A 26,782-nucleotide genomic window follows, 5' to 3' on the forward strand; every position below is an offset into this window, starting at 1 on the left:
CGCCCGCCCCGCCCGGCCCGCCGGACAGGGCGCGGCGGCCCGGGGCTACTGCTTGTTCTTGGTCAGGTCCTCCTGGAAGGCCTTCGCGCAGGTGGGACCGTTGTCCACGGCGATGAAGGAGATGACCAGGAGACTGCCGGCCTTGCCCTGGTGGCTCGCCTTCACCGTCCAGCCGCTCTTGTCCAGCGACTTGATGACGGACATCGGCTGATCGGAGGTCCGCGTCTCCTTCCAGCCTCCCTTCACGAGGGCGGTGACCGTGCCGTCGAACGACTGCCTCGAATCGGCGGCCTTCTTGCCGTCCGGGCTCCAGGAGACCATGCAGGACCGGAGGGTCGCCGGGACATCGTCACCCGACTTCTCCGTGAAGCCGGCGGCCGTGGCGGCGCCCGCGATCTCCTTCTTCACCGCGGCGGCGTCCAGGGTGCCCGCACCCTGCTCCGCCGGGGCCGCCGTCCCGGACGCGGGCCCCTCGCCGCCCTTGCCCTTGTCGGCGCCGCCCTCGCTCCCACAACCCGCCACCAGCAACACCACACCGGCGGCCACGGCCACCCACTTCACCTTGCGCACAACTCTCCCGATTCCGCCCGTACGAAGGCCCCTTGGCCTCGTGATCAAGGAGGGAGTCTGTCAGGGCGCGACGACGGCCGAGGGGAGCGGCGGGGCCGAGGGCGACGTGAGAACGGTCACTCGGAAAACCGTACGGCCACCCTCGCCACAACCTCGTACACCTGTCCGCAGGGGCATCGCCCGTACCTGCTCTGACGTCGGAGTATGACCGAATGGTCACAGGACGGGGGAGGGGGAACGCCCCGGGCCCGTCGCGCATCTAGACGTCCGGCGGGTTCCGTGCGACCCGCCGGTGAACGGTATCGGCGAGAGCCGGCGGGCCACCGTCATCGCGTGGGCGATGGAGCGGCCGCCGGAGGCGAATGTCAAGGCGGGGCTGGGATGAAGGCGGTAACGGTGGCGGACGGTTCCTCGGACCCTGCGGAGGCTCCGAAGGCTTCGGGCACTACGGAGACCGCGGCGCACCCGGGGACCTCGGAACCGGATGCGGGGCGGGCGACCACCGTCGAGCCCGTGCGGGTGGACGGCGGCGACAAGGCCGAAACGAGTGGGGCCGGGCCCGCGGCAACCGGCCCGACCGAAGACGTTCCCGAGGAGGCCGAGGGTGTCGAGGCGCCCGAGCCTGCGGGACGGGCCGAGGCGTCGGACGACGGCCGGGAGGAGCCCGAGGCGACGTCGGAGCCCGAGGCGACGGCAGGGCCTGGGGTGACGGCAGGGCCTGGAGCGTCGGGGGAGTCCAAGGAGGCGGCGGAGCCCGAGCAGGAGGCCGGCGCCGAGGACGCGGTCGTCCCCGAGGCGTCGGACGGCTCCGAGGCGTCGGACGGCTCCGAGGCGTCGGACGGCTCCGGGGCGTCGGACGGCTCCGGGGCGTCGGACGGCTCCGGGGCGACGGCCGTTCCCGACCCGGCACCGGACGCCGAGGAGACGCCGGAGCCCGAGCGGACGGCCGAATCCGGGGAGACGACCCCTGGCCCGGAAGGGCCCACCGGGCCGGAACGGGGGCCGGGGACCGCTCCGGCGGCTCCGCGGACCGAGCCGACCCCGCAAGCCCCGCAAGCCCCGCAAGCCACGAAGACCCCGAAGGCCGGCGAAGGCCCCTCCGGGGAGGGGACCACCGGGGGAGCCGCATCGGGACCGGACGCGGGACCGAAGGCGGGGCCCGAGAAGGGAACGAGAGGCGGATCGGTCGCACCCGCGCCCGTACGCGTGCCGTCGTGGGCGCGGGAGAACGCGGGCGACGGCGAGCGGACCAGTGAGTTCGTCGCCCTGAAGGCACTGGAAGCCCCCACCCCGGCACCCACGCGGACCCCGGCCCCCACCCCGCCCCGGACCCCGACCCCCACGCGGATGCCGGCCCCGGCCCGCGTGCCCGCTGCCGCCCCGACGGCTCCCGCCCCGATGGCTCCCGCCCCGGAGCGCACCCGGGAGGTCCCGCAACCTCCGCAGCCGCCGCTGGACATGTTGGCCGAGCTCACCAACACCCCGCCGCCGGCGGAGACCCCCCGCCGGACCGCGCTGCGTCGCGTCAAGATCTGGACGCCGATCGTGCTGGTCCTCGCCGGTTGCTTCGCCGGGGCCCAGCTCATGCGCCCCCTGCCCGAACCGAAGCTCGTCGCCGCGGCTTCCGTCCACACCGTCGACGGACAGCTCACCCTCCCCTGGCCCACCGAGGGCCAAGGCGCCATCCGCGTGCCCGGTTCCGGTGACATCGCCGTGTTCGGTGAGCAGAGGCCGGTCCCGACCGCGAGCGTCGCCAAGGTCATGACGGCCTACGTGATCCTCAAGGACCACCCGTTGGCCAAGCCCACCGACAAGGGCCCCGACATCACGGTCGACGCGGCGGCGGTGGCGGACGGGACCTCCGAGGACGAGTCCCGCATCGAGGGACTCCAGGCGGGGGCCAAGTACAGCCAGCAGGACATGCTCAAGATGCTGATGATCCCCTCGGGCAACAACGTCGCCCGGCTGCTGGCACGTTGGGACTCCGGCACGGACTCGCAGGACGCCTTCGTCGCGAAGATGAACGCCGCCGCCGCGGAACTCGGCATGAAGGACACCGTCTACACCGATCCCAGCGGCCTGGACAAGGCGACCGTCAGCACCGCCGTCGACCAACTGAAGCTGGCCGAGGCGGTGATGAAGAACGATTCCTTCCGCGCGATCGTCAAACTGCCCAACGCGACCATCCCGGGGCTGCCGAAGCCGATCTACAACAACAACGACACCCTGCTCACGGCGGCGGACCTCAGCGTCAAGGGCATCAAGACCGGATCGAGTTCGGCGGCCGGCGGCACGCTGCTGTGGGCCTCGTTCAAGTCGGTGGGCGAGGAGACGCCCCTGATCCTCGGCACGATGATGGACCAGCACGCGGACGGCCCCGACCTGAACGGCGGCGACAGCCTGAAGCTGGTGAAGGAGAACAGCCGGAAGGTGATCGACGCCGTCCGCAAGGCACTCGCCTCGACTCCGGTCATCCACAAGGGACAGGTGGTCGGTCACGTCGACGACGGACTCGGCGGCCGTACGCCGCTGGTGGCCACGAAGGACCTGAACGCGATCGGAGTTCCGGGGCAGCGGCTGCGCCTCACGCTCGGCGGCGGTGCCTCCACGCTGCCCCACACCGCGAAGGCCGGCGCCGAAGTCGGGGTGCTGACGGTCGGTGACGGCGACGGCGCGAAGACCGTAGAGGTGGCGGTGGGCGTCGACCTGGCCGAGCCCTCGTTCGGGAACAGGCTGACCCGCCTCGGCTGACGGCCCGCGGGGTCCCCGCCGGACTGCCCGGGCGGGGACCCCGTGTGCCGGGCCGGCGTGTCAGGCCTGCGGCTTCGCGCGTACGTGCATGCGTTCTCCCTGCCGTCCGAAGAGGCTGAGGACTTCGACGGGCCGTCCGTCCGCGCTGCTGAACCAGTGGGGCACCCGGGTGTCGAACTCCGCCACCTCGCCGGCGCCGAGGACCAGGTCGTGTTCGCCGAGGACCAGGCGCAACCGGCCGTTCAGCACGTACAGCCACTCGTAACCCTCGTGGGTTCGCGGGGAGGGGTCGGCACCCCGATCGGTGATGATCATCTTGTATGCCTGGATGGGTCCCGGGGTACGCGACAGCGGCACGTACACCCCACCGTTCGGCAGGGAGTGGGACGTCAACCGCACCCGGGGATCGCCCACTTCGGGAGCTCCCACCAGGTCGTCCAGGGGTACGTGGTACGTGCCGGCGAGCGGCAGCAGCAGTTCCAGGCTGGGGCGGCGCTGCCCGGACTCCAGCCGGGACAGGGTGCTCTTGGAGATGCCGGTCGCCTCGGAGACAGCCGCGAGGGTGAGTCCGCGCGCGGCGCGCACCCGCCTGAGTCGGGGGCCGACCTCGTCGAGGACCGCTCGGTAGGGCTGTGGTCTGTCCATGGACGCATTCCATACCGTCGTCCCGGAACCGGCAACAAAGATTGTCGACTCACGAGGGCCGGTGCACTCTCCCCGGCAGCGCACCGAGGCCGAGCACCGGCCCGGGCCGCCGGCCACGCCGTCTCCCCGCCCCACCCGCCGCCACCCGGCGGCCGGGCCGGAGGAGGCCGTGAGAGAACGGAGTTCGTGTTGAAACCGATCGACGAGGGACGCGGGACAGTCGCCGCCGGCGGCGCCGGGGGGACGACCTCGCCGGGAGGAGCGCTCGCCGCGCTCTCGCTGGCCACGGTGCTCTCCTCGCTCGGCGCCGGCAGCGCCAACGTCGCCCTGCCCACGCTGGCGCACGTGTTCACGGCCTCCTTCCAGCAGGTCCAGTGGGTGGTCCTCGCCTACCTCCTGGCCGTCACCGCCCTGATCGTCGGCGCCGGACGGCTCGGCGACCTCGTGGGCCGCCGGCGGCTGCTGCTCGCCGGGATCGCGGTGTTCACGGCGGGCTCGCTGCTGTGCGCCGGCGCGCCCCACCTCTGGCTGCTGATCGCCGCCCGGGCGGTACAAGGTCTCGGGGCGGCCGTCATGATGGCCCTCACCATGGCGTTCGTTGCCGAGACGGTTCCCAGGGCGCGGATCGGCAGGGCCATGGGAATGCTCGGGACCATGTCCGCGATCGGTACCGCCCTGGGTCCCTCGCTCGGCGGCGTGCTGATCTCCGGGCTCGGATGGCGGGCGCTCTTCCTCGTCAACGCGCCGCTGGGACTCCTGACCCTGCTCCTCGCCCGCCGTCACCTCCCGGTCGACCGGCAGGCGAGCGAACCCGCCGGCGCGCGGCCCGGCTTCGACCGTGCGGGCATGGCGCTGCTGGCCCTGACGCTCGCGGCCTACGCCCTCGCCATGACCCTGGGGCGCGGCGGCTTCGGTGCGGCGAACGCGGCCCTGTTGGCGGCCGCCGTGCTCGGGGTCGTCCTCTTCGCGCGGGTCGAGGGGCGCGTCGCGTCCCCGCTGGTCCGGTTGGCAGCGTTTCGTGACCCGGTCCTGAGCGCGGGCCTCGCCGCAGGCACGCTCGTCACCACCGTGGTCATGGCGACGCTCGTGGTCGGGCCGTTCCACCTCTCGCGCGGGCTCGGACTCGACGACGCCCTCGTCGGACTGGTCCTGGCCGTCGGGCCGGTGGTCGCCGCGCTGACCGGTGTACCGGCCGGGCGGCTGGTGGACCGCTTCGGAGCGCGCCGCACGACCTGCGCGGGACTCCTCGCGATGGCCGCCGGCGCCGCCGCCCTGTCGATGACACGCGTGACGGCGGGAGTCGCGGGCTACGTCGTCCCGCTCGTGGTCGTCACCGCCGGATACGCGGTGTTCCAGACGGCCAACAACACCGCCGTCATGGCGGAGATCGCCCCGGAGCGTCGGGGCGTGACCTCCGCGCTGGTGAACCTCTCGCGCAATCTCGGGCTCGTCACCGGTGCGTCCGTGATGGGAGCGGTGTTCACGTTCGCCGCTGCCTCGGACGACGTCACGACGGCGAGCCCGCAGGCCGTGGCGACGGGTGTGCGCTTCACCTTCGCGGTGGGGGCCGCGCTGATCCTCTGCGCACTCGCCCTGGTGGTGGGCGGTGGTCTCCTCGCGAGGGCGTACGCGTCGCGGGCGACCGGCGGTACGGACACCCGCCCCGGCGGTACGGACACCCGCCCCGGCGGTAGGAACCCCACCCCCGGCGCGGCGGGGACGCCGCCGGCCCGCGCGGCCACCGACCCCGGCGGGAGGGGGCGCTGACCGCATGCCCGCCGGTACCTCTTCGGCCCGACCCGGCACCCGCCACCCACGCGTGTGCGTGGATGGCGTGCGGGAAGGCCGCAGGCGCCGGGCCCGGGAGCGGGCGCGGCGCCGCAGTCAGGCCGTGGCCAACTGCGGGATCAGCCGGAGCGCGTTGTCGTGGTGGATCCCCCGGACCTGTTCGGGGGTGAGGGCCAGGTCCGCGTCGAGCGCGGGCAGCGCCAGGTCCAGCACCGTGTCGGGGGGCGCGGCGGGCCAGTCGGTGCCGAACAGGATGTGGTCGGCGGGTGCGTGGGGGAGGAGGGTCGCGGCCGGCGCCATGGGGCCCGCCGTGTCGTAGTAGAAGCGTCGGAGGTGGTCGCGGACCGCGGCGGGCTCGATGGGCGGGTCGCAGAACCGTCCGAGAGCCTCCAGGCGCGGCGCGATGTACGGGAGGAAGCCACCGGCGTGCGGCAGGATCACCGAGATGTCCGGGAAACGGTCGAGCGTCCGCCTGCTGATCATGTTCACGGCGGCCCGTGTGGTGTCCAACAGGAAGTCGCACATGAAGTTCGGGATACCGGGGACCGTCGGCGCGCCGGGAGGACCACCCGGGAGGTGGTGCGGGTGGGTGTCCACCACGGCGGAGGCCTCGTTCAGCTCGGCGAACACCCGGTCGTAGGAAGGGTCTCCGAGGTAGACGCCGCCGTAGTTCGCCGTCACGTTCACACCCACGGCGCCGAGCTGCCCGAGTCCGCGGCGGATGGCCCAGGACGAGGAGTCGAGGTCGTCGAGGAAGAGCGGCACGTAGTGCAGGAAGCGGCCCGGATGGGAGGCGCTCACCTCGACCATCGAGCGCAGCGTGATGGTGATCGCCTCACGGAGCTGCGCCGACGACCGGTAGCGGGCCGGCAGCATCGGCTTGAGCACCGCCGTCGTGATGCCCGCGCCGTCCATGAACCGGACCGCCTCCTCGATGCCGAGCCCCGCCCAACGCGGCAACTGCCTCGGATCGATCAGCTCGTGGCGCTCGGCCCACTCGCGCCATTCCGGGGCGCAGTAGTGATGGTGCATGTCGATCTTCGGCCGGGTTCCGTGCCCCGAGTCGAGTACCGGCGAGGAATCGTCCGTGGCGACCCGGGCGAGGTCACCGACGAGGTCACCCGTGACCGTCGAGGGGAGCAGGAGCCCCTCGACGGACGCGCGCACCAGGCGCAGGCCGGAGGTGGTGTTCGTGGGATTCTGCATGCCAAATCACCGTCCCTCGGATCGGTTCACCTGTGGGCGGAAACAGAGGTCGTGGCCGATCGGTGCGTCGGCGCGGGCGTCTCGACCGGGCGCGAGGGCTCCAGGACGAGCCGCAGTCGCTCCAGCCCGCGGAACGCCGCCATCGGCCCCTTGAGCCACGCCCCCGCGGGCTCCTCGTCCGGTGCGATCTCCATCTCCGGGAACTCCCGCAGCAGGCAGGAGAGCGCGATCTCGAGTTCTAGCCGTGCCAGGGGCGCGCCCAGGCAGTAGTGCGTTCCGTGCCCGAAGCCGAGGTGCGTGCCCTGGAGTCCCTCGCGCGTCACGTCGAGGTCGTCGGGGCGGTCGAACTTCTCCGGGTCCCGGTTCGCCGACGAGATGGCGATCTGGACGAGGGACCCCTTGGGGATCACCGTGCCCCTGATCTCCGCGTCCTGCGTCGCGTAGCGGAACGTCGACGTCTCCACCGACCCCTCGAAGCGGACGATCTCCTCGACCGCCCGGGGGATCAGAGTGGGGTCGGTGCGGAGCGTCGCCAGCTGATCGGGGTGGAGCAGGAGATCGAGTACGGAGTTCCCGATCTGGTAGGCGGTGGTCTTGTGCCCGGCGAAGAACAGGACCCACAGCGACGACACCAGCTCCGCGTCGTCCAGGGCCTCCTCCGCCCTGATGATGTCCCCGAGGAAGCAGTCCGAGGGGTTCGCCCGCTGGTGCGCGATCAGCCGCCGCAGTCGATCCTGCAGCCACTCCTCGGCGGCCTTCAACTCGGCCTTGGCCGCGGGGTTGAACCGGGAGCGCGTGACCACGGCGAACTGTTCCAGGATCTCGGGGCGATCGGCCTCCGGGATCGTCATGAGCTCGCACAGGACCGAGATCGGCAGGGGGAACGCGAATGACGACATCAGATCGACCGTGTTGTTCTTGCGGCACTCGGTGAGGAGGCGCTCGGCGATCTCGGTGATCCCGGCCCGCATCTCCTCCACCCGTCTGGGGGTGAAGGCGCTCCGCAGGACACGGCGCAACCGGGTGTGCCGGGGCGGGTCCGAGAACAGCACGTTGTCGTCCAAGGCGTCGAAGAAGTCCCCGAACACGGCGTGGTAGATGTCCATCGCCCCGCGCATGTTCTTGCTGAAACGCGGGTCGGACAGGGCGTCCCGGGCGTCGTCGTAGCGGGTGATGAGGTACGTCGCGACGCCGTGCGGAGGGGTCAACCGGGCCACCGGATCCCGCTCGCGCAGGCCGGCGTAGACGGGGTGGGGACACGAGCGGTACTCCGGTGCGCCCTTGGACACGGCCGCCACGAGGTCGTGCACGGCGGCGGCGCCGTCCGGTGTCGTCGCGTTCTCCTGCGTCATGTTCCGCACCCTCCGTGCCACTCGCCTGTGTGGACTCAGCGGTTCCCCGACGGGAGCGTTCGCAAAACGGGGCTTGGTTCGTTCGAGTCAGGCGGCCCGGGCCGGACGTGCGGAACGGGTCGGCCCTCGCCGTCCGGCCGCTCGGCCGTTTGGCGGTCAGTCGTCCGGTCGCCGTGCGGTCGGGTCGCGTGGCGGGTCCGGTGGGCCGGGACATCATGCTGCTCGTCGAGCAACCAGCCCGCCACCGAGGAGTCCGCGCATGGCTCGCAGCACCACCCTGGTCCTCATCACGACCGCGACACTCGCCCTGACGGCGGCCGCCGGTCCCACCGTCGCGTCCGCGGCATCCGGCGCGGACACCGGCAGGGCCGCCGCCGACCGAGCCGTCACCTACCGGGCGACCGCCCCCTTCCTCCGGCACGCCGGCGGCGTGAAGGCGGGCTACGTCCCCGACAAGTACTGCGTGGCCGACCCGGCCGGCACGGGCGCCCTCGGCTACCCGCATTTCAACCACGCGTACGACAACTCCGTCGATCCCGCCAAGCCCGCCGCGCTGTACTACGAGGACGACGGCCGCGGCGGCAAGCGCCTCACCGGGGTCCAGTGGCTGGTCTACGACAAGGACCAGGACCTCACGACGGACGGCGACCGCCCGAAGCTCTTCGGCCGGTCCTTCACGGGCCCGCTGCGCGGACACTTCCCCGGCCAGCCCGTCCACTACGCCCTGCACATGTGGCTGTGGAAGGAGAACCCCAAGGGCACCTACGAGACCTACAACCCCGCGGTGACCTGCCTCCCCGGCACCACCCGCCCGAAGCCCCGGACCTGACCCGGGCCCCCGGGTCCGGTCGGCTCGAACCGCTCGGCGGCCGGCCGCCGAGCGGTTCGCCGCGCTACCGCTGATCGGCTTGGAAGAGGGTGGTCAATTCCAGCTCCACCGCGCGGACTTCCTCTTGACGGTCCATGTGGATCAGCTGCTCCCTGTACAACGTCAGCGAATGGACGAGGAGTTCCACGCGCTCGGGCTCCAGTGCGCACACGCGGCGCGCGGCGGCGACCGATTCCGCGTGGAGGGCCGCCGCGATGTCGGGACGATCGGCGAATTCCCGCCGGGCGTACTTGCCCAAGGCGATGGCCAGCAGGGGGAGATACGCCAGGGGGCTCACCTGGGCGAGCACACGGTAGGCGGCGACCCGTTGGTCGAGGGGCGGCTTCCTGGAACCGAGGAGAGCCACTCGTGCTCGAAGGACCGCGTGGTGATTGATGTGCGCCGAGGGATTCATGAGGGAGATTCTCAAATCCGAACAGGCCCCCGAACAAGGGAGATCGGCTGTGTCGTCAGTCCTACAAAAAAGCCGTCTGACCTGTCATGATGGAGTCACCTTCACCCCTGTTAGCCCCTCGACCGCCGGCCGATCGGACCACTGAGGGGGCGAATCCCGGCGGTTGGACGACTCGATTCCGCCCGGCGTCAACGCGTCTCGCGCGCCGCCGCGAAGTCCAGGGGATGACCGACCGGCCGGGGGACACCGGGTGCAGGGCCCCCGGGAGCGTCGCCGCGGCGGCTGCGGGCGCCGGCGGTCCCGACCCCGCCCGCCGCGTGTCCGTACGCGTCTCGATCCACGCTTCGATGCCACGTGGTGCCCCCCACTCTCCGGGTCGGCCGGTTCGACGGGAAGCGTCATGGCGGGCGCCCGGCGCCCCCTGCCGGCATGCGATCTCGGCCGGCGCCTGCGCGCCGGACCGTGCCGGCACGACCGTGGGCCCACCCCGGAGTGCGGGGTGGGCCCACGTGACGTACGGCGTGGTCGGCGGCGCTACCAGCGGTACCAGCGTCCGCTGCTGCCCTTCGGCCGGGCGACGAAGCCGATCAGCCAGAGGATCAGGACGATGATCGCGACCCACCAGAGGATCTTGAGCGCGAAACCCGCACCGAAAAGAATCAGTACGAGCAGAAGCACGAGAAGAAGGGGAACCATGGTTTATCGACCTCCGAATGTCCGTCTGCCCGACCGCGTGTTCGGCATTTTCTCTTCTTACTCGATTCTTATGCCGGACGGGCGGTGGGTACACCCGCCTGGTCGAGAAGGAAATGGAACCGGTGAAAGCGGAGCCGGGGCGTTTGAAGTCCGATTTTCTGGTCAGGTGCCGCGGGGTAAGCGTTTTCAACCGCATGGGAGTGATGACCGTGTCCGGTGAGCAGAAGGCAAAGGCCAAGACCGAGCAGGCCAAGGGCAAGATGAAGGAAATCGCCGGCCGTGCGGTGGGGAACGAGCGTCTTACCGCCGAGGGCCGGACCGAGCAGGTCAAGGGCGATGCCCGCGAGGCGAAGGAAAAGCTGAAGGACACCTTCAAGCACTGACCGAAGCCAAGCACTGACCGAAGCGCTGACCGAGAGCGCCGGGGCCGAAGCGTCGACCGACGCGGCGCTCACCACAGGGGCCGGACCTCCCCACGAGGGGTCCGGCCCCCGTCGTCGTCCCGAGCCCCACCCGCGAGTGACCCGGCTCCCGAGTGCTCCGGCGGCGCCGCACGCGACGCACGTGTGAGAACGGGGGCCCTGGGCAGGCGGTGATCGAAGGCGCCCGCCGCCCCCGCCGCGCGGTGGTCGGGCAGGGCGGGCGCGTCGATCCGGAGATGAGGGAGCAGCTCGTGAACGTGAACGTGTGGGGATACCGCGAGACTTCGGGCCGACTGGAGGCCATCGACCTGACCGGCTTCAAGGTCGAGGCGGCCGACGGGGACATCGGCAAGGTGAGCAAGCACTCCGACGACGCGGGGTCCTCCTACATCGTGGTGGACACCGGCCCGTGGATCTTCGGCCGGGAGGTCCTGCTGCCCGCCGGCACGGTCATCCACGTCGACGTGGCACAGGAGAAGATCTACGTCGACCGCACGAAGGAGCAGATCAAGGCGGCTCCGGAGTTCGTGAGCGAGAAGCACATCGGCGACACCGACTACTACAGCCGGATCGGCGGCTACTACGGCGGTTTCATCGGCTGACACCCGGACCGGCTCTCGGCCGCGCCCGTAGGCTGTGCCACATGGTGATCAAGGCGCAAGAGGCGGATCGGGACCGGCTGCTTTACGGATGCATGGCGCTCGGCGGCGGATGGGACACGGAGCCGTACGGGCCCGGCGACATCGACGCGGCCGAGGCCGCGATCGAGGCGGCCCTCGACAGTGGCATCACGGGATTCGACCACGCCGACATCTACCGGCACGGCAAGGCCGAAGCGGTGTTCGGCGAGGTCCTCTCCCGCACCCCCGGTCTGCGCGAACGCATCACGCTCCAGACCAAGTGCGGGATCCGCCTCGCCGAGGGCGGACGCCCCGGCATCTACGACCTGCGCGGCCCCACCATCGTGCGGCGGGTCGAGGAGAGCCTCTCGCGGCTCCGTACGGACGTCATCGACGTCCTCCTCCTGCACCGGCCCGATCCGCTGGCGGACCCGGCGGAGATCGCCGAGGCGCTCACCTCGCTACGCCGGCAGGGGCTGGTCCGGGAGTTCGGCGTGTCCAACATGGGCGGCGCCCAGATCGCGCTGCTCCAGTCCCACCTCGAATTCCCGCTGGTCGCCAATCAGTTGGAGATGAGCCTGGACCGTCGGGACTGGCTGGAGGACGGCGTGCTCGTGAACACGCCCGGCGCGGCGGAGAACGGGTTCCCCACGGGGGCGATCGAGTACTGCCTGACGCGGGGCGTTCGCCTGCAGGCCTGGGGAGCCCTGGCGCAGGGCCGGTTCACCGGCCGTCAGGAGAGCGAACGGGAGCACGCGACGGCGCGCCTGATCGCCAAGCTCGCCGGTGAGAAGGGCACCACCCCAGAAACGATTCTGCTGTGGTGGCTGCGCCGGCATCCGGCCAGGATCGTGCCGGTGGTGGGCAGTGGCCGCCCGGAGCGCATTCGGGCCTGTGGGGACGCCGCGCGACGAGACCCGGAGCTCAGCCACGAGGAGTGGTACGAGCTGTGGCTCACGGCGCGCGGCGTTCCCCTGCCCTGACCGGGCGAGGGCCCTCGCGGACGGGTGTCGTTCCGTAGGGACGTCTCCGGCCGTCCGCTCGGCGCCGGCCTCAGCCGACGCTCCACGACCAGGTGCCGTCCGCGCTGATCAGGTACGCCAGGATCGCGAGGTCGGCGACGCCGAGCACGAGGCCGAGGCGGGCGCGCCCCGGGCGGCTCGTGCCGCGGTGCAGGGCGAGGGCGGCGAGGGTGATCGCGATCGGTCCGAGCACGAGGTTCATCGCGAGCAGACCCACCAGGCCGGAGAGGAACGAGACGACGGCCATGCCGTCGGCCTCGCGGGTGGTCCCGGCGCTGCCCGTTCCGGCTTCGCGGTCGGCGGCGTCGGCGCGGCCGGCCTGCCCGTGGGCGGATCCGGGTGCCGTGTCACGGGTGGCGGTGTCGCCGCCGGCCGCGGTGGGGACGTCGACTCGGCTGTCGTCGAGGTCGGTGTGGTCGTGGGCGGTGCGGTCCAGGGTCGTGCGGTGGGATGTCATGAGGAACCCTCCTGACGGCTCGCGGATCGGTGGTGGCGCGTGGTCCGTTCACGTACGGCGAAGATCAGCAGCCAGGCGGCGATCACGGCCGTTCCGATGAGGGTGACCGGCGCCGGGACGTGGGCCACGGTTCCCAGCAGGACCCCCAACAACATGAGGGCCGCAACGAGGAAGAGCATCGTGCTTCCTCCCAAAAATGGGTGACAGTTGTGCACTGACTACCCAGTCTAAATGGTGGCATGCGGTTGCCGGGGGATCGGGGTTTACTTTCCGACATGAGTCAGACCGTCGGGGCCCGTCAGGCCCAACGCCACCGCACCCGCCGGGCCTTGCTGGACGCCGCCCTGTCGCTCCTGGAGGAACAGAGCCTGGGGAGCCTGGGCCTGCGGGAGGTGGCCCGTACCGCCGGCGTGGCGCCGACCGCCTTCTACCGGCATTTCGCGGACATCGAGGAACTGGGGATCGCCCTGGTGGACGAGGCCTTGGAGAACCTCCACGGCGCTGTCCGCTCCCTCCTGGGCGCCTCGGGGAACGCCGACCGGCGCCTCGACGAGGCCGTCGATCTCATGGCGGAGCTGGTGCGCACGTACCCCGGACACCTGCGATTCATCGTCCGGGAACGGCACGGCGGGGTACGCGGGGTGCGGGAGACGATCGCCGGTCGGCTCGACGCCTTCGCCCGGGAAGTGGCCGAAAGACTCGCCTCCGATCCGCTCGGCGCGGGCTGGAGCCCGGCGGACCTCCTGATGCTGGCCCGTCTGTACGTCGACCACATGGTGATGACGGCCTCGGCCTACCTGGCCGCGGCGTTGGAGGACAACGAGTGGGCCGAGGTGACGGACACCGCCCGCCGTCAGCTGCGACTCATCCACCGGGGGCGATTGAACTGGGTCGACGGGACCCGGGCGTGAGCACGCGGAGCGGGGCCGACCGGGTGACGGGCAGGCGTGTCAAGCACCCGTAAGGCCGACGCCGTGGTGATAGTCGGATCGGCGGTGCCTGGCGTGACCGCCTACGGCTGAACAGGGCGACGGGAGTGTTGAGCGATGGTGAAGAAGACGGCGACGGCGTGCGTGCTCGCGGCAGGCCTGCTGATCGGGCCCCTGGGGGCCTCGGGTTGGGCGGCCGGTGCGAGTACCGGAGCGGGCGCGGCCCACCGGGCGGGAGTGGAGGCGGCACCCAAGCCCGTCCACACCTTCGGCGTCGTGGTGTCGAAGTGGGGCGTCAACGTGCGGAGCAAGCCCACCATCCACTCGAAGGTCGTGAAGACGCTCGCTACCCACCGGCGCATCGGCCTGGTGTGCGAGAAGCGCGGCAAGTGGGTCGACGGCAATCCGATCTGGTACCGCGTCCACGGGGTCAACGGCTGGGTCGCGGCCCGCTACGTCCACAACCTCCAGCCGATCAGGCCCTGCTGACCGGAGCGCCGGACGGGTCGCGCCGGTCGCGCGGTGACCCGTCCGGCGCTGAGCGATGACGGTCGTCGCGCCGGCCACCGGGAGGACCGGGACGGCGCGGACGTCACGGTCGGACAGCGGCGTGTTCGAGTACGGCCCGGACCTCGGAGGTGATCGCGCTCTCGTTGCGTTCGAACTCGGGTCCGGTCAGGACCTGGGGGTCGGCCGGCAGTCCGGTCAGTACCGGGGTGTGCAGGTGTCCGCCGGGCATTCCCGGTGCGAGTTCGACGCGCAACCGATTGGAGCGGTAGGCCACTTCGTTGGAGAGGTAGCCGCCACCACCGCCCTCCACGGCGCGCGACCCGGGCGTCGGGCCGTCGGTACGGTCCACCGGCGCCGTGCCCCCGGCGGGAATCTCGGTGACGGCGCGGTTGAGAAGCACCGGATAGGGCGTCTGCACGGCGGCGGTGACCGCGTCCGCCGGCAGGGTGGTCCGGATGAACTCCGCGCCCCGGCCCATACCGGGAGCGGTGACCGGATGTTCGCGGGTGCCTCCCGAGAGGGCGCGGGCGTTGTCCGGGTACGGGTCGGCCGAGCGTGCGCGTCCCGCCCAGTCCTCCAGGGTGAAGATGCCGGGGTAGCCCTGGCTGACGGTGGTGATGACGTCCGCCCGCTGGGCGCCGGCGGCCAGATGCGGGGCGAAGGCTCGTTCCACCATGCCGGCGTCGAAGTCGGCGTACCGCACGGGGAGTACGACGGCCCGGATCTCGGCGCGGCTGCCGTCGGCGAGGGTGACGCGGAGGCCGTTGAGGCGCAGGGCCGCCGATCCGGACGGGTTGGCGCGGCGGATCTCGGCGTCCAGCCCGAACGGGTCGAAGCCGCTGATGAACACGCGCCGCACGCCGGGAGCCGACCGGAACCCGTTGTCGGTGAGACCTCGGGAGGCGTCCTCGAAGCGGGCCCGCAGCGCACGCCGGTCGACGGCGAAAGCGGGCTCCCAGCGGGTGAGCGCGGCGGTCATCGCCAGCCGGGTCCAGTACAACGGCCGGTCGTCGCCGGTCGCGAGATCACCGCCGGGCCGCTGCCCCTGGGCCCGGCTTACGGCCGACTGCCACAGGGCCTCGCCCCAGCCGTCGAGGAGCCGTTCGGCCTCGGCGGGGCCGCGCGTCCCGCACAGCGCGGCGGGGAACCGTCGTACGAAGTCGCCCAACCCGGCACGCTCGACGAGGGCGGTCGTCCTCGGGTCGGACAGTCGCGCCTGCTCGGCGTCGAGCGGCGCGGAGGTCGAGGTGCGGCAGGGGGTGCGCTCGTCCGCCGTGGCGGCCGTGGCGACGGTCAACGGGATCAGGGTGGCGAGAAGGGCCGCGGCCGACGCGGTACGCCGTAAGAACATCATGCGATGTGACATTACATAGGCTCCCCGGCCCCCGACAGGCACCTTCGCGCCGGAACCCCATCGGAACCCATCGGAACTGACCGGACGCGCGACACGGGACGGTCCGGCGGTCACGGCCACTCCGAAGCGACAGACTGTGCGGACCGTTCGTCCCACACCGGGAGATGCCGTGTCAGATCACGCCGAAGCCGACATCGTGAGCGGTGACCTCGTGAGACGGTTCGCCACGCGGCTGGGCCTCGTCGGCGCGCTGACGGCCCTGCTCCTGACGGCCGGCCCGGCCCGGGGCTCCGAAGCCCCGCCCCGCACCGGCTTCGAGACGACGGCCGGCGCACGCTGGACCACCGAGGCCGAGGAGCGGGACTTCCTCGACGCCGTCGACCGGGGCGGCGACCGGGCCGCCCTGCTGCGGATCGGCACCACCCGCCAAGGTCGTCCGCTGCGCATGGTCGGCATCGGCGACGGCAGGGCGCCGCTCACCGTGCTGCTGGTGTGCGGCCAGCACGGCGACGAACCGGCGGGACGCGAAGCCTGCCTGACGGCTGTGCGCGATCTCGCGTACGCACGGGACCCGGCGACCCGGCGCCTCCTCGCGACCGCCACGGTCCTGGTCGTCCCGAACGCGAACCCCGACGGCCGGGCCGCCGGCACCCGGACCAACACCGACGGCGTCGACGTCAACCGCGACCACGTCGCCCTGACCTCACCCGAGGCGCGGGCCGTCGCGGGCGTGCTGCGCGACCGGCGCCCGAACGTCGTGTTCGACCTGCACGAGTACCGGTCGACCCCCGGCACGTACGACAAGGACCTCTTCGACCTCTGGCCGCGCAACCCCAACACCGACCCCGCCGTGTACGCCCAGTCCCGCCTGCTGTCCGAGGCCCACGTGCGCGACACGACCCGCGCCGCCGGGTATTCGACCGGCACCTACGGAATCCGGACCGACCCCGTCACCGGCGCCCCGATCGGGCAGACGGCGGGCGACGGACAGGAACACATCCTGCGCAACGCCGCCGGCCTCAAACACGCCGTCACCCTGCTCGTCGAGAGCCGCCTGGAGCCGGCGGGTGCCACGGAGAAGGCCGACCCCACCCGCAACCACCTGCGCCGCGTCGACTCCCAACTCGCCGCACTGCGAGGTCTGTTCCGTTACGCGGTCCAGGAGGCCCGGCCGCTCGCGGCCGCCACGGGGCGGGCGCGCATCGCCGGATACCGGGACGAGGGGGCGATCCGCTGGGCCGGCGCGGACAACCGGCCCGCGTCCCCGGCCGAGACGCTGACCGAACCGCCGTGCGGATACCGCCTCACCGCCGCCCGGTACGCGCAAGTGCGTGAGCGGCTCGCCCTCCACGGCGTACGGGTCACCGCTTCCGGTACGGGCGCGTTCGTTCCCCTGCGCCAATCCCTGCGCATCCTCGTCCCCCTGTTGCTCGACGGCCGGGCCGCGCACCATCTCGCGGCGGGGGAGCCGGTGTTCGGCTGCTGAGGTCGCCTCCCGCGCGCCCCTCCACCGAGGATCGGACCGGCCCCGCCGCGGGCACACCCTAAGATGCCTGGGTTCGGTAGGGCGGCACATCGGGGGAATGCGGCATGAGCGGTCACGGCAGTGGCGGGTACGGCGGCGGTGGGTACGGAGATCCGGCGGGCGGCGGCGCCGCGCATCCGCCGCCAGGGCCCCCCTACGCACCACCGGTTCCCCCGCAGGGGTACCCGTACGGCCGGTCCGGCCCGCCGCCGGGGTATCCGTACGCACAGCCCGGACCGCCGCCCGGATACCCGTACGGACCGCCCTTTCCGCCGGGCCCGCCCCCGCGCGTAGAACAGTCACGGGCCCGGAAGATCCTGCGCGGGCTCTACAACCCCGTGTACGCCGCCCGGCGGACCTTCCGTCCCTCGCGCCCCGGGATCGTCGACGACCGGGAGGTCCGCAAGCTCCAGTTGTGGCGGACCGGGCTGGGACTCGTCGCCTGGGTGGGCCTGATGGTCACCTACAACGCCGTCGCGAGCGCCGCCGACATCCACGGCGTCGCGAGCGAACGCCTCGACCAGAGCTGGTCCAGCGTCCTCGTACTGGTGTGCACCTTCCCCGTGGTGGTCGGCGCCTTCGTGGCGGCCGCGCGGGACGGGCTGCGCCGGGTCTACCTGCGCCGGGCCCTGCGCCCGCTCGGCTCGGTCCTGGCCATCATGGCGTCCATGGGCACCGCCGCCCTCGCCATGGCCCCGGAACTGGCCGGTGTGCGGGACGCCGTGGGGCTGCCGGGGAAGATCGCCGTGCTGGTGCTGTGCCTGTGGTCGATCGGCTTCGCCCTCTACGGCATCGGACTGTCGCTGGTGCACGTCTTCCGCACCGCCGACATCCACGAGGTGCTGCCGCCGATCCTCGCCGGCGTCCTGGTGTGGGAGATGGCCCTCGTGGATGTGATCACCGGGTCCTACGACCAGGTTCCGGCGGGTGCCAGGGTGGCCTTCATCCTCGGCGCCCCGGTCACGGTGACCGCCCTGTCCTGGTGGGAGCTGCGCCGGCTGCGGCTCCACCACGGGCTGACGCTCCGTACGGCCCTGCGCCGCTGACGCCTCCCGCCGAGGGTCAGCGCGACGACTGCCGTTCCCCAAGGCGCGAACGGGACGGAACGACCAGGTGGCGGGCCAGGGCCAGGGCGGCGAGGAAGGCCAAGAGCACGCACACGCCTGCCCAGCCGGCCCGGTCGTGGATTCGCACCCCGAGCCACGACCCCGCGCTGCCCCCCAGGTAGGCGCAGGTCATGTAGGCGGTGTTGAGTCTGCCGCGCGCGTCGGGGCGCACCGCGAAGACCCGGGACTGGTTGGCGACCATGCCGGACTGCATCGCGACGTCGAGCAGCACCGTCCCCAGCGTCAGGGCGGCGAGCCCCGCCACCCCGCCCGCGGTACCCGCGGCGAGGATCGCGGCCGACAGGAGGACACCGATCAGGGAGACCAGGTTCACCCGATCCGGGCCCTCGCGGTCCACCAGCCGGCCGGCGAGCGGGGTACAGAGCATCGTCACCCCACCGACGAGCGCCAACATGCCCACGGCCTGGGCGCCCAGGCCGTAGCGGGGGCCGGTCAGGAGCAGCGCCACACTGGTCCAGACGGCCGAGAACCCGGCGAAGACGGTCGCCTGGTAGAAGCACGAGCGACGCAGTTCGGGCTCGGTGCGCAGCAGACGGAGCGACGCGGTGAGCAGCGCCGGGTACGAGCCGTGCGAGGAGGGGGTGGTGACGGGGAGCGTGCGGGCCAGGACCCACGCCAGCAGCAGGACGACGGCCGAGGCCACCAGATAGGGGGCCCGCCAGCCCAGCCATTCGCCCAGCGTTCCGCTGAACGTACGGGCCAGCAGCATGCCGCCGATCGATCCGCTCAAGAGGGTGCCCATCACCGCGCCGCGGCCGTCGTCGGCCACCAGCCCCGCGGCCAGGGGGGCGATGACCTGGGCGGCCACGGTCGAGACCCCGACGGCGAGGGAGGCGGCGACGAGGAACGGCAAGGTGGGCGCGCAGCCCGCGGCGAGCAGGCCCAGTCCGGTGAGGGTGAGCAGCGTGACGAGGAACCGACGGTGCGGGAGCCGGTCGCCGAGCGGAACCAGCAGGAAGAGCCCCAGGGTGTAACCGACCTGAGTGCCCGTCACCACGTACGAGGCCTCGGCGGGGGGCACGTGGAGGCCGGCGGCGATCAGCGGGCCGACGGCCTGCGGGAAATAGATGTTGCCCACGGCGACGCCGCAGGTCACGGCCAGGGGCAGGAGCAGTCGGCGGCTCACGTGAAGTCCACCGCCCCGCCCGCGGCGCGCGGGCGGCGCCCGGGGCCGTGCGTCGAGCCGGGATCCTTCTTCGTGCGCTGCGCGGCAGCGGTGGGTGTCATGCGCCGAGTTCACGGCACCTTCGGGCGGCCTCCAATGGATGTAGCGTATGGCTTGATGATCAGCTTCGTGTTGGGTGTCGAGGACCTCGCGGACACGCGCTTCGCGCTCTCGCCGCTGGGTGAGACGGTCTTCAGCCTGCGGGTGCTGCGCGATCCGGGGCTGTCCGCGCTGCACCTGCCGTGGCGCAGGTCCGTGCTCGGCCGGCTCGGGGCGCTCGACACCGGCCTGCTGATGTCACTGGTCGCGCGCAGGCTCACCCTTCCCGACTTCCTGACGCCGCGACCGCCGGGCTTCGCCCCGAGCTTCGAGGAGGAGTTGGCCCTCGTCCGGGTGACGCCCCCCGACCGGGTGCGTCGCGATCTGTCCGCGGCCCACGCGTCGGATCCGCTCCCCGAGGCCCTGCGCGCCGCCGCGGGCGCCGACGACGCGGCGGTGGACGGGCTCCGCGACGCGATCTGCGACCTCCTGCGGCGCTACTGGGAACTCGCCGTCGAGCCGGCGTGGCCGCGGATGAGGCTCCTCCTGGAGGCCGACATGACCTACCGCGCACGGCAGTTGGCCATGGGCGGCGCCCGCAGGCTGTTCGCGGGCATGCACCCGAACCTGCGGTGGGAGAACGGCGTGTTGCACATCGACCGGATGATCGACAGTCATCGTGCCGAGGCTTCCGGTCGAGGGCTCCTGCTGGTGCCGTCCGTCTTCGCCCACAAACCCGCGCCCCCGGTCGACCCCGGGGAAGCGCCGCTGTTGGTCTATCCCAGTCGTGGAGTGGCGACGCTCTGGACCGAACCGGCGACGGCCGACTCGGCGGCCCTGGTGTCGCTGCTCGGCGCGACCAGGGCCCGACTGCTCGACCTCCTGGACGAGCCACTGCCCACGATCGAGATCGCCCGTCGCTTCAGGGTCACCCCGAGCGCCGTGTCCCAACACCTGCGCGTGCTGCACGCCACGGGCCTGCTGACCCGGGCGCGCGACGGACGGCAGGTCTTGTACCGCCGCAGTCCTCTCGGTGACCGGTTGGCCGGCGGGCGCTGACCGGCGCGGCGAAGGGTGACCCGGGGTGCGCGGCCACCGGGTCACTCCCTCGCGGGGCGGCGCGCGTCACGCGTAGCCGACCGTCACTTCCTTGAATCCCAGGGAGCGCAGAAGCCCCTCCAGCATGGCACTGGTGTTCTTCTCGGTGCGCTCGACGAGTCCGCTGTCGCGCGCCGCCTCGGTGATGTGTTGGGCGGCGAGGCGCTGTACGCCCTGTGCTCCGGCCGGGTTGTCGGAGAACAGGTCCCCGAGTCGGTCCAGGAGCCCCCGTTGCTGGGACACGGCGTACGAGCGGTCCAGGTCGAGGGCTGCCGGGCCCAGGACGGCGTGGGGCAGGCGGAGCGTGGCCTTCGTGCGGTCCTCGTTCACCGTGACGCTCCGCTCGTCGAGCCGACCGAGGTCCACGTAGCCGCTGACGGTGCCCGCTCCGACGTACAGGGTGCGGGTGCCGCGGATCGAGTCGGGGAGGAACTTCGCGTCCTTCTCCAGGTCCACCACGACCTGGAAGTTGCCCGCCGCGCCCTCGTAACGATGCATGTCCCGAATCGACTTGAGGAGCATGGGACCGGTCCGGTCCCGCGTCTTCTCGCCGAAGAGATCACCGAAGCCGGGTATCAGGTCGAACCGGCTGACGAGCGCGAACAGCAGGGCGAGCGCGGCCAGTGCGCCGACGATCCGTCCCCAACGGGCCGGACGGTGCGGGCGTCTTGGGCGGTCCTGCCGCTCCGAGTCGAGCGATGAGTTGTCCATGCCCTGCGGATGCCCCGAAAACGGCCGTCTCACCGGGTGTCGTGCGGACCGCGGCCGGGTTCAACCAGAGGCCCGGACAAGGGAGTTCAGCGGTGCTTGGTCAGGGTTCGCAGGAGGACGAACAGAGCGAAGGCCATTACGAGGAGATGCAGCCAGGCGGGCCCGGGGGTGGGGGAGGGGGCGAACGCGAGCAGCTGATTCGATGTCATCTCCCGCGTCTGCCCGCCCCGGAGGGATCGACGCGCCCGGATGTGCGCCACGTTGCCCGCGGAGCGTCGTGCGAGTCGTTCGGCGCGACCTCCACGCCCCGACGAATGTCACTCGCCGTGTTTGATGATCGTGCTTCAGGTAACACTAGGTAGTGGCAAGTTGTCAGCGCCCGACGAAAGGAACGAGCATGTCGATGTCCATCGTGGTGATTCTCGTCGCGGTCGGAGCCCTGATCGCTCTTCTCGTGGCAGCCCCCGCGGCTCCCGTCCGGTCGAACGCGCCCCGACGTGGCGTCCAGTCGCGCCGGCTGCGGACGATTCCCCCGCAGCGTGGCGGCCACCGCCGCAGCGCCCACTGACGCCGGGCGGAGTGCCCCTCCGGCGAGGGCACTCCGCCCGGCTCGGCCGGGTCGACGATCAGCGGGCCGCGCGTTCGCCCCGGGGGCGGTCACGGAAGCGTTCCAACGCCTCGACCACGAGCGCGTGGTCATCGAGTTGCGGCAGCCCCGACACCGTCACCGCGCCGATGACCCCCGCGCCCTCGACGGCGATCGGGAACGAACCCCCGTGTGCGGCGTACAGGTCCGGGTCCAGGCGTCCGTCCGCGTCGAAGTCCTTGCCGCGGGCCCGGAAGCGGGTCCCGGTCAACAGGGAAGAGACGCCGTAGCGTTCGACGACACGACGCTTGCGTTCGATCCAGGCGTCGTTGTCCGCGCTCGACCCCGGGAGCGCGCAGTGGAAGAGCTGCTGGGCGCCGCGTCGGATGTCGATGGCGACGGGGGCCGACCGCTCGCGGGCGAGGGTGACGAGCAGCGAACCCAGTTCCCAGGCGTCCTCGTGGGTGAAGCGGGGCAGCGTGAGCCGGGCCTCCTGGGCCTCCAGCTCGGCCACGTCGGGGGCGGGGGCGCTCACGGCGTCACCTCCGTCCGTGCGGCGGCAGAGCCGACGGCCTTGCCGAGGGGGGTGGGGTCAGCGGTCGAGGCAATCATGCCGCCACTTTGGCAACACTGTTGCCGAAGTGCAAACGGGCAGGTCGGTGCGGGGCGTGTCGCGGCCCGGCTCACACACCCCGATGCGTCGCCAGCCACTCCAGGGCGCTCTCGCCCGCACCCAACACCGAGATGTGACCGTCGTCCGGGCTCATCCGCAGTTCCGCCCCGGGGATGTGGTCGGCGAGCCATCGACCGTGCGCGCTCGGTACGACCCGGTCCCGGGCGCCGTGCAGGAGGAGCGTGGGCGCCGTGATCAGGGTGGGACGAAAGCCCCAGGGTGTGACGTAGGCGAGATCGTCGTCGATCAGACCACCGGGACCGGATTCCACGGCCGGGCCGACGACATCGGCGAACCAGGACCAGGGACCGGCCAGCGCCGCATGATCGGCCGGCGTGAACATCTCCGGATCGAACACGGCACCGGCCTCGTGGTGCTCCTTCGCCCCGCGCCCACGCGCGGCGGCACGCAGGGACGCCGCGCCGGAGGGGTTCATGCCGGCGAACCAGTCGAGGTCCTCGGCGTCGAAGGGCGCCAACCCCGCCACGCTCACCACGGCGAGGACCCGGTCCGGGAGCAGCGCACCGCAGGCCAGCGCGTGCGGCCCGCCCCCCGAATGGCCCATGACCGCGAACCGGTCGATGCCCAACGCGTCCGCGACGGCCCGCACGTCCGCCGCCGCGGACGCCACGGTCCGCCCCGGGCAGGGGGACGAGCCGCCGTAGCCGGGGCGGTCGTGGGACACCCACCGGATGCCCAGTCGGGCGGCGGCGGGGAAGAGCGGCGCGGGCGGCGCCCCGATGTTCGGCGTGCCGTGGTGCCAGAACACGACGGGACCGTCGGCGGACCGCCCGGGTCCGTTGTCGTGGACGTGCAGGACGCGCCCGTCGGCCGTCCGCAGATCGCTCTCGTTCATCAGGGGTCCCTCCGAGGTGCGGACGGGTCGGGTCGTGGCCGCCCCGGTGGCGTCAAGGTACCGGCCCCGCGACCGCCGCACGCCCCGCCGCTCGCCGCGCGGCCGTGCGGCGATCCGCCGCGCGATGTGCGGACGCGGGGACCGGCGCAGCGCGGACACGCCGGCCGGGGGGACCGGCGCCTTGTAGGATCGGTGCTCATGTCGAAGCCTGACGTCTTGCTCGTCGCCATCGCCGCCGCGGTGGAATCGGAGCAGACCAACCAGATGTCACTGACCGTCCTGGTTCACGGCGCCGTGGTCACGGGCCGCCTCGCTCCCGAGAGCGTGTGGCGCCGGCGCGTGGCCGAGGTCCTGATCGATTCCGACCGGCTCAGTCCGTTCGCGCCGCTGTTCGCGGACGCCGAGACGGCCGACGACTCCCCACGCCAGGAGTCGCCCTCTTACCTGCACTTCCACGTGGCCAGGATCCTCCAGGGGACCATGGGCATCCCCGAGACCGGAGGGATGTACCGGATCGCGATCAAGGACGTCAGCGCCTGGACGATGGGGGACTTCAGCTACTCCGAGACCTGATCGCGGTCCCGGGCGCGGCCCCGGCCCGACCGGAGGGAGCGCACCCGGCGCGTCAGACGGTGCCATCGCGGATACCGTTCGAGCCTTAGACGGGAGTGCTGGTCGAGTTCCTCCATCAGGCGCTGGGAGCGCTTGTCCACGCCGAGTTCGTCGAGTACGCGGTCCGCTTCGGCCAGCAGCGCCCCGTACAACTGCCACATCCCGGGCTCGGCGCGGACCCGCTCCAGCAACAGCACGGCGAGCCGGTCGCGGCTCATCCGGGCGATCTCCAGCTCCCGGGTCAGCCGGCCCTCGGCCTCCTCGGCGTTCGCGCTGACCTGAGCGGTGATCAGCTCGGCGAAGCTCTCCATCGCGATGGCCAGATGGCCGTACAACTCCTGTAGGGCCTGGGTGACGAGCGGCGGGAAGAGGGTGTCCGCCGGCCGGGTCCTGGCGAGATCGGTCAAGGTCCGGCAGGACACCCGCAGCACCACCGCGCAGATCTCCAGGGTGTCGAGCCCCGTGCGCAGCACCAGCCGGAAGAGGAGCCCCTCGCGCACCCTCGGATTCAGTCGCAGGCTGTCCTCGGCCTGTCGGAGCGCGGCGTCGACCAGCGCGATGTCGTTGTCGAGACGTCGTGCCTCGTGCAGCCGGGCGGCGGCCTTCTCCACCGTGGTGGGACCGCCGAGTTCCGCGCAGATGTGCGTCAGCAGGGTGCTCATGCCCGCCGCGAGACCGGTGATCGCATCGGAGGCGGGACGGATCCACACGGGCGGCACGAACAGCACGTTGAAGAGGAGGCCGACCGCCGCGCCGATCAGCGTCTCCAGGACACGGTCCCAGGCGGTGTCGGCGACCCTCGTGACGCCGAGCACCAGCATCGCGCTGATCGCGACCTCCGGGACGAACTCGCCGGCCCGCACCACGCGGCCGATGACGAGCGAGGCCAGGATGATCAGACCGAGACTCCACCAGGTCAGTCCGACCAGGGCGCTGAAGCCGATCGCGATCAGCACGCCGGCGACGACGGAGTTCACCCTCCGGATTCCGGTGGTGAGCGTGGTGTAGAGCGTGACCTGGACGACGAGCAGGGCGGTGAGCGGCGCGGTCAGGGGTGCCGGTTCGTCGCTCACCGCCAGGGCGACGACGTACGAGACGACGGCAGCCGCTGTCGAACGGATCGCCTGGACGACCGCGGGTTCCCGGTACCGGTGGGCGAGCCGACGGAGAGGTGTGATTGCCAGTGTCATAAGCCCGCCCCTGCCCAGTCCTCGGCGTGATCAACAAGCGCACCGATCACTCGGCCCACGCGGGGCACACGCGAACGGGGCGGAACGGCGCGCGTCGAGGTCCGGCGCGCTTCCGGCCCACCGCCCACCCGCGATTGCATCATCGGAGACCGGTGCACCAAGGAAGAGGAGAGCCCCACGTGGCCATTGCGACGATCAACCCCGTGAACGGCGAGACGCTCCGCACGTTCGACGAACTGACGGAAGACGAGATCGAACAACGGCTGACGCTCGCCGCCGAGACGTTCCGGACGTTTCGGATCACGGAGTTCGCCGAGCGCGCCCGGCTCCTCGACCGCGCGGCGGACCTCCTGGACGAGGACCAGGACGACATCGCCCGCACGATGACGACCGAGATGGGCAAACCGATCGCGGCGGCCCGCGCCGAAGCGGCGAAGTGCGCCAAGGCCATGCGGTGGTACGCGCGCAACGCCGAGGGCCTGTTGGCCGACGAGTTCCCGGCCGAGGAGGAGGTGGCGGACTCCGGGGCCGCTCGCGCCCGGGTCCACTACCGGCCGCTGGGAGTCGTCCTGGCCGTGATGCCGTGGAACTTCCCCCTCTGGCAGGTCGTCCGCTTCGCGGCACCCGCGCTCATGGCCGGCAACGTGGGTCTGCTCAAGCACGCGTCGAACGTGCCCCAGACCGCGCTGTACCTGGGCGACCTCTTCCGGCGCGCCGGATTCCCCGCCGGAGCCTTCCAGACGTTGCTCGTCTCCTCCGGCGCGGTCGAGCGGATCCTGCGCGACCCCAGGGTGGCCGCGGCGACCCTGACGGGGAGCGAGCCGGCGGGCCGCGCGGTCGCCGCCATCGCCGGCGACGAGGTCAAGAAGACCGTCCTGGAGCTCGGCGGCAGCGACCCCTTCGTGGTGATGCCGTCGGCCGACGTCGAACGCGCCGCGCGTGTCGCGGTGACGGCCCGGGTGCAGAACAACGGCCAGTCCTGCATCGCGGCCAAGCGCTTCATCGTGCACACCGACGTCCACGACGAGTTCACCCGCCTCTTCACCGCCCGCATGGCCGAACTGACCGTCGGCGACCCGATGGCGGAATCCACCGACGTCGGCCCGCTCGCCACCGAGCAGGGCCGCGACGACGTCGAAGGACTCGTGGACGACGCGGTGCGCCGAGGAGCCCGGGCCCTGTGCGGCGGGAGCAGGCCCGAGGCGTTCCCGAAGGGCTGGTTCTACGAGCCGACGGTCCTCACCGGGATCACCCCCGAGATGCGCATCCACCACGAGGAGGCCTTCGGCCCGGTGGCCACCGTGTACCGGGTCCGCGACCTGGACGAGGCGGTGGACGTGGCCAACGACACGCCCTTCGGCCTGAGCTCGAACGTGTGGACCCGGGACGAGGCCGAACAGCGACGCTTCGTACGTGACGTCGAGGCCGGCGGTGTCTTCTTCAACGGCATGACCGCTTCCCACCCCGCACTGCCGTTCGGCGGAGTGAAGCGCTCCGGCTACGGCCGGGAACTCTCGGGCCACGGGATCCGCGAGTTCTGCAACACCACGACGGTGTGGCACGCGGCCGAACCGGGCGCCAAGCCCGCGTAGCCG

At 72.1% G+C, this 26,782-nt stretch carries 29 protein-coding genes; 14 read left to right on the plus strand and 15 right to left on the minus strand.

Translation table 11 applies throughout. From position 1 onward, the window contains the following. Positions 1–45: 45 nt before the first annotated feature. Positions 46–570, minus strand: coding sequence for a hypothetical protein (locus ADK55_RS26660; RefSeq protein ID WP_053682358.1), 525 nt, complete (start codon positions 568–570; stop codon positions 46–48). Positions 571–1,083: 513 nt separating this feature from the next. Here ADK55_RS26660 and ADK55_RS40125 point away from each other — a divergent pair. Beyond that, complete coding sequence (locus ADK55_RS40125) at positions 1,084–3,321, plus strand: serine hydrolase (protein WP_234350256.1); 2,238 nt, start codon at positions 1,084–1,086, stop codon at positions 3,319–3,321. A gap of 60 nt (positions 3,322–3,381) precedes the next feature. Here the strand turns inward: ADK55_RS40125 and ADK55_RS26670 are convergent, their stop codons facing one another. Then, positions 3,382–3,966 carry a helix-turn-helix domain-containing protein gene (locus ADK55_RS26670; RefSeq protein WP_053682359.1) on the minus strand — a complete coding sequence of 195 codons (585 nt, stop codon included), beginning with the start codon at positions 3,964–3,966 and terminating at the stop codon, positions 3,382–3,384. A gap of 186 nt (positions 3,967–4,152) precedes the next feature. Between ADK55_RS26670 and ADK55_RS26675 the strand changes: the two genes are divergently transcribed. Continuing rightward, positions 4,153–5,733 carry an MFS transporter gene (locus tag ADK55_RS26675; RefSeq protein WP_234350257.1) on the plus strand — a complete coding sequence of 527 codons (1,581 nt, stop codon included), beginning with the start codon at positions 4,153–4,155 and terminating at the stop codon, positions 5,731–5,733. 117 nt (positions 5,734–5,850) lie between these two features. On the opposite strand, the gene ADK55_RS26680 is transcribed toward ADK55_RS26675, so the two are convergent. Both ADK55_RS26680 and ADK55_RS26685 read right to left on the minus strand, forming a co-directional pair. Beyond that, entirely contained in the window at positions 5,851–6,960 is a 1,110-nt protein-coding gene (locus tag ADK55_RS26680) for an amidohydrolase family protein (RefSeq protein WP_078999449.1), read from the minus strand. A 26-nt stretch (positions 6,961–6,986) separates the two neighbouring features. Then, positions 6,987–8,312: a cytochrome P450 family protein gene (locus ADK55_RS26685; RefSeq protein ID WP_053682360.1), complete on the minus strand. Its 1,326-nt coding sequence runs from the start codon at positions 8,310–8,312 to the stop codon at positions 6,987–6,989. 259 nt (positions 8,313–8,571) lie between these two features. On the opposite strand from ADK55_RS26685, the gene ADK55_RS26690 reads away from it, so the two are divergent. After that, positions 8,572–9,141 (plus strand): hypothetical protein, encoded by a 570-nt coding sequence (locus ADK55_RS26690; RefSeq protein ID WP_053682361.1) that lies wholly within the window; start codon positions 8,572–8,574, stop codon positions 9,139–9,141. A gap of 64 nt (positions 9,142–9,205) precedes the next feature. On the opposite strand, the gene ADK55_RS26695 is transcribed toward ADK55_RS26690, so the two are convergent. Both ADK55_RS26695 and ADK55_RS26700 read right to left on the minus strand, forming a co-directional pair. Continuing rightward, positions 9,206–9,595, minus strand: coding sequence for a hypothetical protein (locus tag ADK55_RS26695; RefSeq protein WP_159041556.1), 390 nt, complete (start codon positions 9,593–9,595; stop codon positions 9,206–9,208). Between the two features lie 534 nt (positions 9,596–10,129). Next, a complete protein-coding gene (locus ADK55_RS26700; protein WP_053682363.1) occupies positions 10,130–10,291 on the minus strand; it encodes a hypothetical protein in 162 nt (53 codons plus the stop codon). Between the two features lie 203 nt (positions 10,292–10,494). Between ADK55_RS26700 and ADK55_RS26705 the strand changes: the two genes are divergently transcribed. The 3 genes from ADK55_RS26705 to ADK55_RS26715 all read left to right on the plus strand — a co-directional run bounded on the left by ADK55_RS26705 (position 10,495) and on the right by ADK55_RS26715 (position 12,316). Beyond that, on the plus strand, positions 10,495–10,674 hold the full coding sequence (locus ADK55_RS26705) for a CsbD family protein (protein ID WP_053682364.1): 180 nt from the start codon (positions 10,495–10,497) through the stop codon (positions 10,672–10,674). 290 nt (positions 10,675–10,964) lie between these two features. Then, on the plus strand, positions 10,965–11,315 hold the full coding sequence (locus ADK55_RS26710; RefSeq protein ID WP_107089316.1) for a PRC-barrel domain-containing protein: 351 nt from the start codon (positions 10,965–10,967) through the stop codon (positions 11,313–11,315). A 41-nt stretch (positions 11,316–11,356) separates the two neighbouring features. Continuing rightward, the gene (locus ADK55_RS26715; RefSeq protein WP_234350258.1) at positions 11,357–12,316 is read left to right on the plus strand and encodes an aldo/keto reductase; all 960 of its coding nucleotides are present in this window, start codon (positions 11,357–11,359) and stop codon (positions 12,314–12,316) included. A gap of 70 nt (positions 12,317–12,386) precedes the next feature. Here the strand turns inward: ADK55_RS26715 and ADK55_RS40130 are convergent, their stop codons facing one another. Beyond that, positions 12,387–12,812 carry a hypothetical protein gene (locus ADK55_RS40130; protein ID WP_234350259.1) on the minus strand — a complete coding sequence of 142 codons (426 nt, stop codon included), beginning with the start codon at positions 12,810–12,812 and terminating at the stop codon, positions 12,387–12,389. Further along, a complete protein-coding gene (locus ADK55_RS26725) occupies positions 12,809–12,991 on the minus strand; it encodes a hypothetical protein (RefSeq protein ID WP_053682365.1) in 183 nt (60 codons plus the stop codon). Before ADK55_RS26725 ends, ADK55_RS40130 begins: the two co-directional genes overlap by 4 nt. Before the next feature lie 96 nt (positions 12,992–13,087). Here ADK55_RS26725 and ADK55_RS26730 point away from each other — a divergent pair, with 96 nt between their 5' ends. Beyond that, positions 13,088–13,723 (plus strand): TetR family transcriptional regulator, encoded by a 636-nt coding sequence (locus ADK55_RS26730; RefSeq protein WP_053682366.1) that lies wholly within the window; start codon positions 13,088–13,090, stop codon positions 13,721–13,723. A gap of 135 nt (positions 13,724–13,858) precedes the next feature. Further along, positions 13,859–14,230 carry an SH3 domain-containing protein gene (locus ADK55_RS37975; protein WP_053682367.1) on the plus strand — a complete coding sequence of 124 codons (372 nt, stop codon included), beginning with the start codon at positions 13,859–13,861 and terminating at the stop codon, positions 14,228–14,230. A 103-nt stretch (positions 14,231–14,333) separates the two neighbouring features. Here ADK55_RS37975 and ADK55_RS26740 read toward each other — a convergent pair whose 3' ends face one another. After that, positions 14,334–15,605 carry a hypothetical protein gene (locus tag ADK55_RS26740; protein WP_053682368.1) on the minus strand — a complete coding sequence of 424 codons (1,272 nt, stop codon included), beginning with the start codon at positions 15,603–15,605 and terminating at the stop codon, positions 14,334–14,336. 211 nt (positions 15,606–15,816) lie between these two features. On the opposite strand from ADK55_RS26740, the gene ADK55_RS26745 reads away from it, so the two are divergent. Both ADK55_RS26745 and ADK55_RS26750 read left to right on the plus strand, forming a co-directional pair. After that, on the plus strand, positions 15,817–17,091 hold the full coding sequence (locus ADK55_RS26745; RefSeq protein WP_053682394.1) for a M14 family metallopeptidase: 1,275 nt from the start codon (positions 15,817–15,819) through the stop codon (positions 17,089–17,091). 104 nt (positions 17,092–17,195) lie between these two features. Further along, positions 17,196–18,176, plus strand: coding sequence for a hypothetical protein (locus ADK55_RS26750; RefSeq protein WP_053682369.1), 981 nt, complete (start codon positions 17,196–17,198; stop codon positions 18,174–18,176). Between the two features lie 16 nt (positions 18,177–18,192). Here ADK55_RS26750 and ADK55_RS26755 read toward each other — a convergent pair whose 3' ends face one another. Beyond that, positions 18,193–19,383: an MFS transporter gene (locus ADK55_RS26755; RefSeq protein WP_053682370.1), complete on the minus strand. Its 1,191-nt coding sequence runs from the start codon at positions 19,381–19,383 to the stop codon at positions 18,193–18,195. A gap of 156 nt (positions 19,384–19,539) precedes the next feature. Between ADK55_RS26755 and ADK55_RS26760 the strand changes: the two genes are divergently transcribed. Next, positions 19,540–20,520: an ArsR/SmtB family transcription factor gene (locus tag ADK55_RS26760; RefSeq protein WP_053682371.1), complete on the plus strand. Its 981-nt coding sequence runs from the start codon at positions 19,540–19,542 to the stop codon at positions 20,518–20,520. Positions 20,521–20,586: 66 nt separating this feature from the next. Here ADK55_RS26760 and ADK55_RS26765 read toward each other — a convergent pair whose 3' ends face one another. Together ADK55_RS26765 and ADK55_RS40545 are read right to left on the minus strand one after the other, a co-directional pair. Beyond that, positions 20,587–21,270: a DUF4230 domain-containing protein gene (locus ADK55_RS26765; RefSeq protein WP_053682372.1), complete on the minus strand. Its 684-nt coding sequence runs from the start codon at positions 21,268–21,270 to the stop codon at positions 20,587–20,589. Between the two features lie 86 nt (positions 21,271–21,356). Next, entirely contained in the window at positions 21,357–21,479 is a 123-nt protein-coding gene (locus ADK55_RS40545) for a hypothetical protein (RefSeq protein WP_266973236.1), read from the minus strand. 188 nt (positions 21,480–21,667) lie between these two features. On the opposite strand from ADK55_RS40545, the gene ADK55_RS38790 reads away from it, so the two are divergent. Continuing rightward, positions 21,668–21,838 (plus strand): hypothetical protein, encoded by a 171-nt coding sequence (locus ADK55_RS38790; protein ID WP_159041557.1) that lies wholly within the window; start codon positions 21,668–21,670, stop codon positions 21,836–21,838. A 58-nt stretch (positions 21,839–21,896) separates the two neighbouring features. On the opposite strand, the gene ADK55_RS26770 is transcribed toward ADK55_RS38790, so the two are convergent. Together ADK55_RS26770 and ADK55_RS26775 are read right to left on the minus strand one after the other, a co-directional pair. After that, the gene (locus tag ADK55_RS26770) at positions 21,897–22,391 is read right to left on the minus strand and encodes a heme-degrading domain-containing protein (protein WP_053682373.1); all 495 of its coding nucleotides are present in this window, start codon (positions 22,389–22,391) and stop codon (positions 21,897–21,899) included. 148 nt (positions 22,392–22,539) lie between these two features. Further along, positions 22,540–23,385: an alpha/beta fold hydrolase gene (locus tag ADK55_RS26775; protein WP_199826630.1), complete on the minus strand. Its 846-nt coding sequence runs from the start codon at positions 23,383–23,385 to the stop codon at positions 22,540–22,542. 198 nt (positions 23,386–23,583) lie between these two features. Between ADK55_RS26775 and ADK55_RS26780 the strand changes: the two genes are divergently transcribed. Continuing rightward, positions 23,584–23,958, plus strand: coding sequence for a hypothetical protein (locus ADK55_RS26780; RefSeq protein WP_053682374.1), 375 nt, complete (start codon positions 23,584–23,586; stop codon positions 23,956–23,958). Here the strand turns inward: ADK55_RS26780 and ADK55_RS26785 are convergent. Then, on the minus strand, positions 23,943–25,187 hold the full coding sequence (locus ADK55_RS26785) for an FUSC family protein (protein ID WP_053682375.1): 1,245 nt from the start codon (positions 25,185–25,187) through the stop codon (positions 23,943–23,945). The two genes, ADK55_RS26780 and ADK55_RS26785, sit on opposite strands and share 16 nt — an antisense overlap. Before the next feature lie 179 nt (positions 25,188–25,366). Between ADK55_RS26785 and ADK55_RS26790 the strand changes: the two genes are divergently transcribed. Then, positions 25,367–26,779: an NADP-dependent succinic semialdehyde dehydrogenase gene (locus ADK55_RS26790; protein ID WP_053682376.1), complete on the plus strand. Its 1,413-nt coding sequence runs from the start codon at positions 25,367–25,369 to the stop codon at positions 26,777–26,779. The last annotated feature ends 3 nt before the right edge of the window (positions 26,780–26,782 follow it).

It is taken from the genome of Streptomyces sp. WM4235 (assembly GCF_001279725.1).
Classification (GTDB): Bacteria; Actinomycetota; Actinomycetes; order Streptomycetales; family Streptomycetaceae; genus Streptomyces.